Below are 12,529 nucleotides of genomic sequence, written 5' to 3' on the forward strand. Positions count from 1 at the left end.
AAAAAGCCCGCATTAAGCGGGCTTTCTGTGTGGTGACCTGGCGTTCAGTGTTCCAGGTTACCGAATATGGCGCAGCGGACGGGACTCGAACCCGCGACCCCCGGCGTGACAGGCCGGTATTCTAACCGACTGAACTACCGCTGCGCGTAGCGTTGAAAGTGGTGGGTGATGACGGGATCGAACCGCCGACATTCTGCTTGTAAGGCAGACGCTCTCCCAGCTGAGCTAATCACCCTTTACCTTCGTTGCGGGGCACATTATGCCACAGGTTTTCGTAAAGTGTTGATTTAATTGAATTATTTTTCAAAAAAATCCGAAAACCGGTGAAACGATGCAACCTGCAGGAACAACGGACAATCTACAGACAGAAAAAAACCCGCGTTTGCGGGCTTTTCCGTGGTGACCTGGCGTTCAGCGTTCCAGGTAACCGAATATGGCGCAGCGGACGGGACTCGAACCCGCGACCCCCGGCGTGACAGGCCGGTATTCTAACCGACTGAACTACCGCTGCGCGTAACACTGAATGCGAATGGTGGGTGATGACGGGATCGAACCGCCGACATTCTGCTTGTAAGGCAGACGCTCTCCCAGCTGAGCTAATCACCCTTCACGTTCGGTGTGGCGCGCATTCTACGGAGCGACCTCACCTCTGGCAAGCACTTTTTTAAATAATTTTCTCAGGCCTTCCAAAGGCTTAGCGAAGGGTTGGCCTATGGCGCCGCGAAGAGAATAATGCCCCCCTTTGTATATAAGGAGAGACTTACCCCATGTGGTTCAAAAACCTGCTTATCTATCGCCTGACCCAAGATCTGCCTGTTGATGCCGAGGCGTTGGAAACTGCACTGGCCACCAAACTGGCGCGTTCATGTGCAAGCCAGGAGTTGACCACCTACGGTTTCGTCGCGCCATTCGGCAAGGGCGAAGATGCACCGCTGGTCCACGTCAGCGGCGACTTTCTGCTGGTCTCTGCGCGTAAAGAAGAACGCATTCTGCCGGGCAGCGTCGTGCGTGACGCCGTGAAGGAAAAGGTCGAAGAGATCGAAGCGGAGCAAATGCGCAAGGTCTATAAGAAGGAGCGCGACCAGATCAAGGATGAAATCATCCAGGCTTTCCTGCCGCGCGCCTTTATTCGTCGCTCGTCGACTTTCGCCGCCATCGCGCCGAAACAGGGGCTGATCCTGGTCAACTCGGCCAGCCCGAAACGTGCCGAAGACTTGCTGTCCACCCTGCGTGAAGTGATCGGCACCCTGCCGGTACGTCCACTGACCGTAAAAATGTCGCCAACTGCCACCATGACTGAATGGGTCACCACCCAAAAAGCTGCGGACGATTTCTTTGTACTGGACGAATGCGAGCTGCGTGATACCCACGAAGACGGCGGGATCGTGCGTTGCAAGCGTCAGGACCTGACCAGCGAAGAAATCCAGCTGCACCTGAGCACCGGCAAAGTGGTCACTCAGTTGTCTCTGGCCTGGCAAGACAAGCTGTCTTTCGTGCTCGACGACAAGATGGTGGTCAAGCGCCTGAAGTTCGAAGACCTGCTGCAAGACCAGGCGGAACAGGACGGTGGCGAAGAAGCCCTGGGCCAACTGGACGCCAGCTTCACCCTGATGATGCTGACTTTCGGCGACTTCCTGCCGGCGTTGGTTGAAGCGCTGGGCGGCGAAGAGACTCGGCAGGGGATCTAAAAAACCGACTCCCCCCTGAAGAAACCGGTTCACCTGTAGGAGCCGGGCTTGCCCGCGATGGCGGTGGGCCAGTCTACATTTCAGCTGCTTGACACACCGCCATCGCGGGCAAGCCCGGCTCCTACATTGATTGGGTTTCCACCCTGGGATCGCTAATTAACAACAAGGATCAGGCCATGCGCGCATTGGCTGCATTGAGTCGTTTTGTCGGCAACACCTTCGCTTACTGGGTACTGATTTTCGCGGTCGTGGCCTTCCTGCAACCGGCGTGGTTCATCGGCCTCAAAGGCGCGATCGTGCCGCTGCTGGGGCTGGTGATGTTCGGCATGGGCCTGACCCTCAAACTTGAAGACTTCGCCGAAGTCGCCCGCCATCCATGGCGCGTGGCCTTGGGCGTGGTTGCGCATTTCGTGATCATGCCCGGCGTGGCGTGGTTGCTCTGCCAGGCGTTTCACCTGCCACCGGAAATCGCCGTCGGTGTGATTCTGGTCGGTTGCTGCCCAAGCGGCACCTCCTCGAACGTGATGACGTGGCTGGCACGCGGCGATCTGGCCCTGTCGGTGGCCATTGCCGCCGTCACCACCCTCCTCGCCCCGTTGCTGACCCCTGCGTTGATCTGGCTGCTGGCTTCGGCCTGGTTGCCGGTGTCCTTCATGGAGCTGTTCTGGTCGATTCTGCAAGTGGTGCTGTTGCCGATCATCCTGGGCGTGGTGGCTCAACGTGTACTGGGTGCCAGGGTTCGCCACGCGGTGGAAGTGTTGCCGCTGATCTCGGTTGTGAGCATCGTGATCATCGTCACCGCCGTGGTGGCCGCCAGCCAGGCGAAGATTGCCGAGTCCGGTCTGCTGATCATGGCGGTGGTGATGCTGCACAACAGCTTCGGGTATCTGCTGGGCTACTTCACCGGGCGCCTGTTCAAGCTGCCATTGGCCCAACGTAAATCGCTTGCGCTGGAAGTCGGCATGCAAAACTCCGGGCTGGGTGCCGCGCTGGCCAGTGCACACTTCTCGCCGCTGGCGGCGGTGCCGAGTGCTTTGTTCAGCGTGTGGCACAACATTTCCGGGGCGCTGCTCTCGACGTATTTCCGGCGGATGAGCGAGAAAGAAGACCGGGAATTCGCTGCGCGGCAGGAAACCGAATAAGCCGAAAACTTGATCCCCGGGTTAATGATGGGCACTCTATGGCGCAACGCGAGGACGACCTCGCGGCTCGATCGAGTCATTAATCTGGGGACGACCCCGTCAATCGATGGAGGTCTTTCATGTCCTGGATCATCCTGTTTTTCGCCGGCCTGTTCGAAGTCGGCTGGGCCGTTGGCCTGAAGTACACCGACGGTTTCAGCCGCCCTCTGCCCACCGCGTTGACCGTTGCAGCCATGGCCGTCAGCCTTGGTTTGCTGGGTCTTGCGATGAAGGAATTGCCGCTGGGCACAGCCTATGCGATCTGGACGGGGGTGGGTGCGGTCGGTACGGTGATTGCCGGAATCATACTGTTTGGTGAATCGATGGCGCTGTTTCGGCTGGCCAGTGTGGCGTTGATTATTGCCGGGTTGGTTGGGCTCAAGGTCAGCGCTTAAACCACTACCGCCATCGCGGGCAAGCCCGGCCCCCACAAGATTGATGGAGTGCACACAATCTGTGGCACACCAAAAAACCTGTGGGAGCCGGGCTTGCCCGCGATGAGGCCATCAAAATCACCGACTACCTGACCGCACCACGCAAATCCCCCACCAACACCTGCAACTTCGCCGGCTCCGCCGCCTCAACCGCCACAGCCGGTCCCGCCACCAACGTCACCCGCGACCACAACCGATGAAACAGCCCCTTGCCCGGATCGCGGCTGAAGAAACTCCCCCACAATCCCTGCAACGCCAGCGGAATGACCGGCACCGGTGTTTCTTCAAGAATCCGCGTCAACCCGCCCTTGAACTCGTCGATCTCACCATCGGCGGTCAACTTGCCCTCGGGGAAGATGCATACCAGCTCGCCGTCCTTCAGATACTGCGCAATCCGCTTGAAGGCTCTTTCGTAAATTTGAATGTCTTCCTGACGTCCCGCTATCGGAATCGTCCCGGCCGTGCGAAAGATAAAGTTCAGCACCGGCAAGTTGTAGATTTTGTAGTACATCACAAAGCGAATCGGTCGACGCACTGCGCCGCCGATCAGCAGCGCATCGACAAAGGACACGTGATTGCACACCAGCAGCGCCGCGCCTTCATCGGGAATCAGATCCAGATTGCGATGCTCCACGCGGTACATGGAGTGGCTGAGCAGCCAGATCATGAAGCGCATGCTGAATTCGGGGACGATCTTGAAGATGTAGGCGTTGACGCCGATGTTCAGCAGCGACACCACCAGGAACAACTGCGGAATCGACAGTTTGACCAGGCTCAACAAGATGATCGAGACAATCGCCGACACCACCATGAACAGCGCGTTGAGAATGTTGTTGGCGGCAATCACCCGCGCCCGCTCGTTCTCGGCGGTGCGCGACTGGATCAGCGCATACAGCGGCACGATGTAGAAACCACCGAAGATCCCCAAGCCAAGGATGTCGATCAACACCAGCCAGGTGTGACCAAACCCGAGGACTTCGACCCAGCCATGGCCCGTCGCGCTGTCCGGAATTCCACCGGAATGCCACCACAGTAGCAAGCCAAACACGGTCAGACCGAACGAGCCGAACGGCACCAGGCCGATCTCGACTTTGCGCCCGGATAGTTTTTCACACAGCATCGAACCAAGCGCGATACCCACCGAGAACACCGTCAGAATCAGCGTCACCACGGTTTCGTCGCCGTGCATCCACTCTTTGGCATAGGTCGGGATCTGCGTCAGATAAATCGCCCCGACAAACCAGAACCACGAGTTGCCGACAATCGAACGCGACACTGCCGGGGTCTGCCCAAGACCCAACTTCAGGGTGAACCAGGACTGGCTGAAAATGTTCCAGTTCAGGCGCATTTCCGGCGAAGCGGCCGCCGCCCGTGGAATACTGCAACTGGCCAGGTAGCCGAGCACGGCAACGCCGATGATCGCGCCGGAGACGATAGGCGCGTAGTGACTGGACGACATCATGATCCCGGCGCCGATGGTCCCGGCGAGAATCGCCAGGAAGGTGCCCATTTCCACCAGCCCGTTGCCGCCGACCAACTCTTCTTCGCGCAGGGCCTGGGGCAGGATCGAATACTTCACCGGCCCGAACAGCGCCGAGTGGGTGCCCATGGCGAACAGCGCAACCAGCATCAACGACAGATGATCGAAGATAAAACCGACGGAACCGACCGCCATGATGACGATTTCGCCGAGCTTGATCAGACGGATCAGGCGATCCTTGGCGAACTTCTCACCAAACTGACCGGCCAGTGCCGAGAACAAAAAGAACGGCAGGATGAACAGCAGCGCGCAGAGGTTGACCCAGATCGAACGGTCACCGTCGAGGGTCAGCTTGTACAGAATGGCGAGGATCAACGACTGCTTGAAGAGGTTGTCGTTGAACGCCCCGAGGGACTGGGTCACGAAAAACGGCAGGAAGCGCCGGGTGCGGAGCAAGGTGAACTGTGAGGGGTGACTCATCTTCCATGTGTCCCTGATGTTAGGTAGCGAGTGGCGTGGATACAGTTATTGGAATACCGAACGTCGATCCAGGCCACACATTACCTAATCTTTGCAGGTTATTTCTTTAATCCTGCAATGCACGGCGAGACAAACAGCTCACCGCGCCACGCGCCCTGCAGCGTGCGCCGGGCAACGATCAGCCACATCACCGCCAGCAACGCCACCAGCACGCAGCCAAACACACTGAAAAACGTCAGGCTCAAGGTGCTGGCCAGTTTCAATGTTGCCAGTGAGTAGACGCCCAGCGGGAAGGTAAACCCCCACCAGCCGAGGTTGAACGGGATGCCGCCGCGCAGGTAACGCAAGGTAATCAGCACCGCGATCAGCATCCACCATAAACCAAAACCCCACAGGGTGATCCCGGCCACCAGCCCCAGGCCAGCGGCGATTTCACCGATGCCTGGCAGGCCGTTGGCGGCGAAGATGGCCGGAGCGTCCGCCCCCAGCAGCAACATGCCCAGCGCTCCGGTGCCAATCGGGCCCAACGCCAGCCAACTGGAGGCTGCCATGTTTTCGTGCGGCAGTTTATGCAGCGCCATGCGCAGCAACAGGATCGTCAGAATGCTGAAGGCTACCGGCAGGGAAAAGGCCCAGAGCACGTAACTCGTCACCAGCATCACCAGTTGCGAATGGGCATCCGCCAAGTGCGGCGCCAGCAAGCCACCGCTGGCAGCGGCTACTTCTGCGGCCACCACCGGCAACAGCCAAACGGCGGTCATTTGGTCGATGCTGTGTTCCTGACGGGTGAACATCATGTAGGGAATCAGTACGCCGCACGCCAGAGACATCGCCACATCCAGCCACCAGAGCATTTCCGCGACATGAACCACACCGTCGCCCCAGCGTGGCAGACCAAACACCAGAAAACCGTTAATGATGGTCGCGAGCCCCATGGGAATGGTGCCGAAGAACATCGACACCGTCGAATGGCCGAAAATTCGCCGGGCTTCCTCAAAGAACAGCACCCAGCGCGCCGCGTACACGGCGGTGAACAGCACGAACAGGAAAATATTGAACAGCCACAACCCTTCGGCGAACACACGCAAGCCGGGCATGGCGAGGGGCAATTGCGCCAGCGCTAACGCCAGCACCCCGGTGCCCATGGTCGCGGCGAACCAGTTGGGCGTGAATTGGCGGATGACTTCACGCGGGTGGTGCAAGTGGCTAAACGGCTTGATGCCGGTTTTGAGGCTGTTGGTGCATGTCATGGCAGACTCCTGTCCTCGGGTGAGGTAGAGGCCATGGTAGAACCGAATCGAATATCTATATAACGGGTAATATCTCTATATCTTATCTATTTTGCAGATATAGCGTCAGACGCTGCCTTCCGATTCGATCACCAGTATCCGCGCCGCGCCTTGCGGATGCGCCACATGCTCGGTGCCAACGGACGCATAAAAAATGTCACCGACCTCCAGCAGCACGTCCTTCTCAATGCCCTCTTCGCGATAACGCATCTGTACCCGCCCATCCAGCACCACAAACACTTCCTGGCCATCGTTGACGTGCCATTTATAAGGCTGATCCGTCCAGTGCAACCGGGTGGTGATGCCGTTCATGTTGGCAATATCCAACGCGCCCCAGGCACGTAAAGCGGTGAAGGATTTGCTGCGGATGATCTTCATAAAGGCGGTCCGTCCAATGAGTGCCGACGCCAAGGCTAGCGATCAACGCACCTCAGCGCCACAGGCTTTCAACGATCGCTGACGCATCAAGGCCAGCCAAGCGCCAACGCAGAGCACGATCAACACTGTGCCATAACCGTCGGTGGTCGCGACCAGGCCGAAGGATCGCGTCAGGTTCCCCGCCAGCAACGACGGCAAACAGAACGCCAGATAGCTGAGCACATAAAACGCCGACATCAGACCCGCGCGCTCATGGGGTAGAGCCAACGGCACCAGGCTGCGCACGGCACCGAGAAAGCCGGCGCCGAAACCACAGCCAGCGACGAGCGTGCCGAAGAAAAACAACGGCAGGCTGGCGCTGTGCACGCCCAGTAAGACCAGGACGATCCCCGTCGGCAGCAGACTCGCCCCCAATTGCAGCGCCATCGCGGCGGGACGATTGCGCAAGGTGAAAATCATCAGCGCCCCCGTCACCGTCAGCGCAGCAACGGTTGACCCGGCAATCAGGTTCGAAGTGGAACCAGTGGCCGTGCGCACCAAAGACGGCGCAAGGGACGCATAAAAACCGCCGAGCGCCTACGTGGCGGTGTTGAGCGGCAATACCCGCCACAAGGTGGGGCGCGCCTGAACTGGCACATGCAGGGTCGGTCGCAACGACGCCCATGCCCCAGGCTGTCGCGAGACACTTTCCGGCAAACGCCAGATGTACAACGCCTGCAACGCAAACACGATGAGCAGCAGCCAATAGGTTAAATGCAACGGTGCCGGTGCAAATTCAGCGAGCAAACCACAGCCCAAACCACCCAGGGCCATGCCGAGCAACGGCGCAACGCTGTTGATCAGCGGCCCTTGCTGACGGTCTGTGTCCAATAGCGTTGCACTGAGCACGGCGGTCGCCATGCCGGTGGCAAACCCTTGCAACACCCGGGCACTGATCAGCCACGCAACGCTGTCAGCGTGGATAAACAGCAACATCGCCAGACCATTCAGCACCACGGCGGTGAAAATCACCGGTTTGCGTCCAAGGTGATCAGACAGCGAACCGACTGTCAGCAGCGCAGCCAGCAGGCTGAAGGCGTAGACGCCGAAAATCAGGGTTAGGGTCGCGGCCGAGAAGTGCAGCTGCTCCTGGTACAAGCGATACAACGGCGTCGGTGCCGTGGAAGCCGCCAGAAAACTGAGTAAAGTGATCGCCAGAAACCACAGGCTTGCACGATTTGAACGAGAACTGGACATCGGCACACTCCGCAAAAGCTAATTTTTCGCTTTTGCGGAGTGTGCTATTGGCTGGCGCTTAAAGCAAATTCTTTGTGTTAAGGTCCGGTGCATGGCTTTTAGAGCCGGGGCTTTTGCCTTTACGGCAAGTCTCGGCGAGAACAGGAAACACCTAATGACAGGCCCCACTTTACGTCCCGGCGGCCGCAGCGCCCGGGTGCAGGAATCGATTCACAAGGCTGTACGCGAATTGCTCGAAGAGCAGGACCGCGCCACTGTGACCGTGCCGCAAATCGCCGCGCGTGCGGGGGTTACACCTTCGACCATTTATCGGCGCTGGGGTGATTTGTCGGCACTGCTGGCGGACGTCGCCCTCGCCCGCATGCAACCGGAAACCGAATCAGCCAATACCGGCAGCCTGTGCGGTGACATGCAGGCCTGGGCAGAACAGTATCTGGACGAGATGAGCTCCGAACCTGGCCGCAACATGCTGCGCGACGTGCAGGCGAGCCTCAAGCCGAGCTATTGCGCGACGATCATTGGCGGACAGTTGCAGATGATTCTGGATCGTTATCCGAATGAGCCCAAACCGAGTGTCGATCGGCTGATCAACATGGTGGCGGCCCCTATCGTGTTTCGAATCCTGTTTTCCGAGGCTCCGCTGGAAGTTGAGGAATTGCATCGGTTGATCGGGATTGCGTTGAATCAGTAAGGGCCTGCTCGCGAAGAGACCGGCACAGACAACCAGAATCTGACCGACATAAAGCCTGCGACACCCCGCCACGCCACGACCTTGGTCGACACTGACTAACCGGGGCCATCGTGCGAGACTGTCTGACCGGGTGGGAGTCCCGGGTGTCTTTTGTCTGGAGTTCCCATGTCGCTGTCCAGCGGGCTGATCGCCGCCGTCGCCCTGGCCTATATGGCCATCATGTTCGCCATCGCCTTTTACGGCGACCGTCGCAGCACGCCGTTGCCGCCGCGAATGCGCGCGTGGGTGTACAGCCTGTCGCTGGCGGTCTATTGCACCAGCTGGACATTCTTTGGCGCCGTGGGCCAGGCGGCGGAACAGCTCTGGTCTTTCCTGCCAATCTACCTTGGGCCAATCCTGCTACTGGTGGGCGCGCCGTGGGTCCTGCAAAAAATGGTGATGATCAGCAAACAGGAAAACATCACCTCCATCGCTGACTTTATCGCCGCACGCTACGGCAAATCCCAGTCACTGGCGGTGGTGGTGGCGCTGATCTGCCTGGTCGGCGTGTTGCCCTACATCGCCTTGCAGCTCAAGGGCATCGTGCTCGGGGTGAATTTGCTGATTGGCGCGGGCGCCGACGCCATGGGGGTTCGAGCCCAGGACACGGCGTTGATTGTGTCGCTGGTGCTGGCGCTGTTCACTATTGTTTTCGGTACCCGCAACCTCGATGCCACGGAACACCACCGTGGCATGGTGCTGGCCATCGCGTTTGAGTCATTGGTCAAGCTTTTCGCGTTTCTCGCCGTCGGCGCGTTCGTAACCTTCGGCCTGTACGACGGGTTCGACGACCTGTTCGACCAAGCCATGCTCGCCCCCCGCCTCGAAGAATACTGGAAGGAAACCATCAACTGGCCCTCGATGGTGGTGCAGACGGGCGTAGCGATGATGGCGATCATCTGCCTGCCCCGGCAGTTCCACGTGACGGTGGTGGAAAACATTGATCCTCAGGATTTGCGCCTGGCCAAATGGGTGTTTCCGGCCTACCTGGCATTGGCAGCGTTGTTTGTCGTACCGATCGCTCTCGCCGGTCAGATGATGCTGCCCAGTTCAGTATTGCCGGACTCGTTCGTCATCAGTTTGCCGCTGGCCCAGTCTCACCCTGCCCTCGCCTTGCTGGCGTTTATCGGCGGCGCCTCGGCGGCGACCGGCATGGTGATTGTTGCCAGCGTGGCGTTGTCGACCATGGTGTCCAACGACATGCTGTTGCCGTGGTTGCTGCGACGCAACAACGCCGAGCGGCCGTTCGAAGTGTTTCGTCATTGGATGCTCTCGGTGCGCCGCATCAGCATCGTGGTGATTTTGCTGCTGGCCTACGTCAGTTATCGCCTGCTGGGCTCGACCGCCAGCCTTGCAACCATCGGCCAGATCGCCTTCGCCGCCGTGACGCAACTGGCCCCGGCCATGCTCGGCGCGCTGTATTGGAAGCAGGCCAACCGTCGCGGCGTATTCGCCGGCCTCGCCGCCGGGACGTTCCTGTGGTTTTACACGCTGATCTTGCCGATCGCTGCCCGAAGCCTCGGCTGGTCGCTGGACAGCTTCCCGGGGCTGGCGTGGCTGCACAGCAACCCGCTGCACCTGCCGATCACCCCGCTGACCCAAGGCGTGGTGCTGTCGCTGGCTGGCAACTTCACATTGTTTGCCTGGGTGTCGGTGTTGTCGCGCACGCGGGTGTCGGAGCACTGGCAGGCGGGCCGCTTCATCGGTCAAGAAATCAGCGCACGCCCCAGTGCCCGCTCGATGCTTGCCGTGCAAATCGACGATCTGCTGCAACTGGCCGCACGATTCGTCGGCGAAGAACGCGCGCGTCAGAGCTTCATCCGTTTCGCCTACCGCCAGGGCAAAGGCTTCAACCCGAATCAAAACGCCGACGGCGAATGGATCGCCCACACCGAACGCTTGCTGGCAGGTGTACTCGGCGCTTCTTCGACGCGCGCGGTGGTAAAAGCCGCCATCGAAGGTCGGGAAATGCAGCTGGAGGATGTAGTCCGAATCGCCGACGAGGCCTCGGAAGTGCTGCAGTTCAACCGCGCCTTGCTGCAAGGCGCTATCGAAAACATCACCCAGGGCATCAGCGTGGTCGACCAGTCACTGAAACTGATGGCCTGGAACCGGCGTTATCTGGAGCTGTTCAACTACCCGGACGGATTGATCAGTGTCGGGCGGCCGATTGCCGACATTATTCGCTACAACGCCGAACGCGGTCTGTGTGGCCCTGGCGAGGCGGAAGTCCACGTTGCCCGACGTTTGCACTGGATGCGTCAGGGCCGCGCCCATACCTCTGAACGACTGTTCCCCAACGGGCGGGTGATCGAGCTGATCGGCAATCCGATGCCCGGGGGTGGTTTCGTCATGAGTTTCACCGACATCACCGCGTTCCGCGAAGCCGAACAAGCGCTGACCGAAGCCAATGAGGGCCTGGAGCAGCGGGTGGCCGAGCGCACCCACGAATTGTCGCAACTCAACGTCGCGTTGACTGAAGCCAAGGGCACCGCCGAGTCCGCCAACCAGTCGAAAACCCGCTTTCTGGCGGCTGTCAGCCATGACTTGATGCAACCGCTGAACGCCGCGCGCCTGTTCTCCGCAGCGTTGTCCCACCAGGACGATGGCTTGTCTGGCGAGGCGCAGAAACTGGTCCATCACCTGGACAGCTCGTTGCGCTCGGCAGAGGATTTGATCAGCGACCTGCTGGACATTTCCCGCCTGGAAAACGGCAAGATTAACCCCGACACCAAGCCTTTCGCGCTCAACGAACTGTTCGCCCCCCTCGGTGCCGAGTTCAAGGCGCTGGCTCAGGAACAAGGGCTGACCTTCCGTGTTCGGGGCAGCACGTTACGGGTCGACAGCGACGTCAAACTGCTGCGACGAATCCTGCAAAACTTCCTGACCAATGCGTTCCGCTATGCCAAAGGGCCGGTGTTGCTCGGCGTTCGGCGGCACAAGGGTGAGCTGTGCCTGGAGGTCTGGGACCGGGGACCGGGCATTGCGCAAGACAAACTGCAGGTAATTTTCGAAGAATTCAAACGCCTCGACAGTCACCAGACTCGCGCCGAGAAAGGTCTGGGGTTGGGCCTGGCGATTGCCGATGGTTTATGTCGTGTTCTGGGTCACACGCTGCGCGTACGTTCCTGGCCGGGGCGCGGCAGCGTGTTCAGCGTCAGTGTGCCGCTGGCCCAGGCACAAACCGTGGCGCCGACACAGACCACTGAACTCAACGGCCATGTGGTGAGCGGCGCGCAGGTGCTGTGCATCGATAATGAAGACAGCATCCTGATCGGCATGAACAGCCTGCTGACGCGCTGGGGTTGCCAAGTCTGGACGGCGCGCAACCGAGAGGAATGTGCCGCGCTGCTCAACAACGGTATGCGTCCGCAATTGGCGCTGGTGGATTACCACTTGGACCATGGCGAAACCGGGACCGAGCTGATGGCGTGGTTACGCACTCAACTGGGCGAGCCGGTGCCGGGGGTGGTGATCAGCGCCGATGGCCGGCCGGAGACGGTGGCGCAAGTACATGCGGCAGGGCTGGATTATTTGACCAAACCGGTGAAACCGGCGGCGTTAAGGGCGTTGTTGAGTCGGCATTTGCCGCTGTAGCGCGGCAGATTTTAGCCTTGCAGGGGGCAACTGCCA

General features: G+C 59.7%; 8 protein-coding genes, 4 tRNA genes and 1 pseudogene. 5 read left to right on the forward strand and 8 right to left on the reverse strand.

Going from position 1 to position 12,529, the window contains the following annotated elements; translation table 11 throughout:
• Positions 1-67: 67 nt before the first annotated feature.
• From ACWGZX_RS05425 to ACWGZX_RS05440, 4 genes are all read right to left on the reverse strand, one after another.
• Positions 68-144, reverse strand: a tRNA-Asp gene (locus tag ACWGZX_RS05425).
• 15 nt (positions 145-159) lie between these two features.
• Positions 160-235, reverse strand: a tRNA-Val gene (locus ACWGZX_RS05430).
• A 199-nt stretch (positions 236-434) separates the two neighbouring features.
• Positions 435-511 (reverse strand) — tRNA-Asp (locus tag ACWGZX_RS05435).
• Positions 512-530: 19 nt separating this feature from the next.
• A tRNA-Val gene (locus ACWGZX_RS05440) sits at positions 531-606 on the reverse strand.
• A 161-nt stretch (positions 607-767) separates the two neighbouring features.
• On the opposite strand from ACWGZX_RS05440, the gene rdgC reads away from it, so the two are divergent.
• From rdgC to sugE, 3 genes are all read left to right on the forward strand, one after another.
• Positions 768-1,688, forward strand: coding sequence for a recombination-associated protein RdgC (rdgC, locus tag ACWGZX_RS05445; RefSeq protein WP_452627573.1), 921 nt, complete (start codon positions 768-770; stop codon positions 1,686-1,688).
• Between the two features lie 176 nt (positions 1,689-1,864).
• Positions 1,865-2,830, forward strand: coding sequence for a bile acid:sodium symporter family protein (locus ACWGZX_RS05450; protein WP_452627574.1), 966 nt, complete (start codon positions 1,865-1,867; stop codon positions 2,828-2,830).
• A gap of 119 nt (positions 2,831-2,949) precedes the next feature.
• The gene (gene sugE / locus ACWGZX_RS05455; RefSeq protein WP_007945200.1) at positions 2,950-3,264 is read left to right on the forward strand and encodes a quaternary ammonium compound efflux SMR transporter SugE; all 315 of its coding nucleotides are present in this window, start codon (positions 2,950-2,952) and stop codon (positions 3,262-3,264) included.
• A 124-nt stretch (positions 3,265-3,388) separates the two neighbouring features.
• On the opposite strand, the gene ACWGZX_RS05460 is transcribed toward sugE, so the two are convergent.
• The 4 genes and pseudogenes from ACWGZX_RS05460 to ACWGZX_RS05475 all read right to left on the reverse strand — a co-directional run bounded on the left by ACWGZX_RS05460 (position 3,389) and on the right by ACWGZX_RS05475 (position 8,166).
• Entirely contained in the window at positions 3,389-5,263 is a 1,875-nt protein-coding gene (locus ACWGZX_RS05460) for an MFS transporter (RefSeq protein ID WP_452627575.1), read from the reverse strand.
• Between the two features lie 98 nt (positions 5,264-5,361).
• Entirely contained in the window at positions 5,362-6,513 is a 1,152-nt protein-coding gene (locus ACWGZX_RS05465; protein ID WP_452627576.1) for a TDT family transporter, read from the reverse strand.
• A 105-nt stretch (positions 6,514-6,618) separates the two neighbouring features.
• Entirely contained in the window at positions 6,619-6,930 is a 312-nt protein-coding gene (locus ACWGZX_RS05470) for a cupin domain-containing protein (protein ID WP_452627577.1), read from the reverse strand.
• Positions 6,931-6,972: 42 nt separating this feature from the next.
• Positions 6,973-8,166 (reverse strand): annotated as a pseudogene (locus tag ACWGZX_RS05475) (MFS transporter).
• Between the two features lie 154 nt (positions 8,167-8,320).
• Between ACWGZX_RS05475 and ACWGZX_RS05480 the strand changes: the two are divergent.
• Positions 8,321-8,857 (forward strand): TetR/AcrR family transcriptional regulator, encoded by a 537-nt coding sequence (locus ACWGZX_RS05480; RefSeq protein ID WP_452627578.1) that lies wholly within the window; start codon positions 8,321-8,323, stop codon positions 8,855-8,857.
• 165 nt (positions 8,858-9,022) lie between these two features.
• Entirely contained in the window at positions 9,023-12,493 is a 3,471-nt protein-coding gene (locus ACWGZX_RS05485; protein WP_452627579.1) for a hybrid sensor histidine kinase/response regulator, read from the forward strand.
• Positions 12,494-12,529 lie beyond the last annotated feature (36 nt).

This window comes from Pseudomonas sp. CLCA07 (assembly GCF_053615335.1).

Bases quoted from the DNA above. Each gene is read 5' to 3' on its own strand.
- sugE (WP_007945200.1), top strand. From the start codon at position 2,950: ATGTCCTGGATCATCCTGTTTTTCGCCGGCCTGTTCGAAGTCGGCTGG.
- ACWGZX_RS05485 (WP_452627579.1), top strand. From the start codon at position 9,023: ATGTCGCTGTCCAGCGGGCTGATCGCCGCCGTCGCCCTGGCCTATATG.
- rdgC (WP_452627573.1), top strand. From the start codon at position 768: ATGTGGTTCAAAAACCTGCTTATCTATCGCCTGACCCAAGATCTGCCT.
- ACWGZX_RS05465 (WP_452627576.1), bottom strand. From the start codon at position 6,513: ATGACATGCACCAACAGCCTCAAAACCGGCATCAAGCCGTTTAGCCAC.
- ACWGZX_RS05480 (WP_452627578.1), top strand. From the start codon at position 8,321: ATGACAGGCCCCACTTTACGTCCCGGCGGCCGCAGCGCCCGGGTGCAG.
- ACWGZX_RS05460 (WP_452627575.1), bottom strand. From the start codon at position 5,263: ATGAGTCACCCCTCACAGTTCACCTTGCTCCGCACCCGGCGCTTCCTG.
- ACWGZX_RS05470 (WP_452627577.1), bottom strand. From the start codon at position 6,930: ATGAAGATCATCCGCAGCAAATCCTTCACCGCTTTACGTGCCTGGGGC.
- ACWGZX_RS05450 (WP_452627574.1), top strand. From the start codon at position 1,865: ATGCGCGCATTGGCTGCATTGAGTCGTTTTGTCGGCAACACCTTCGCT.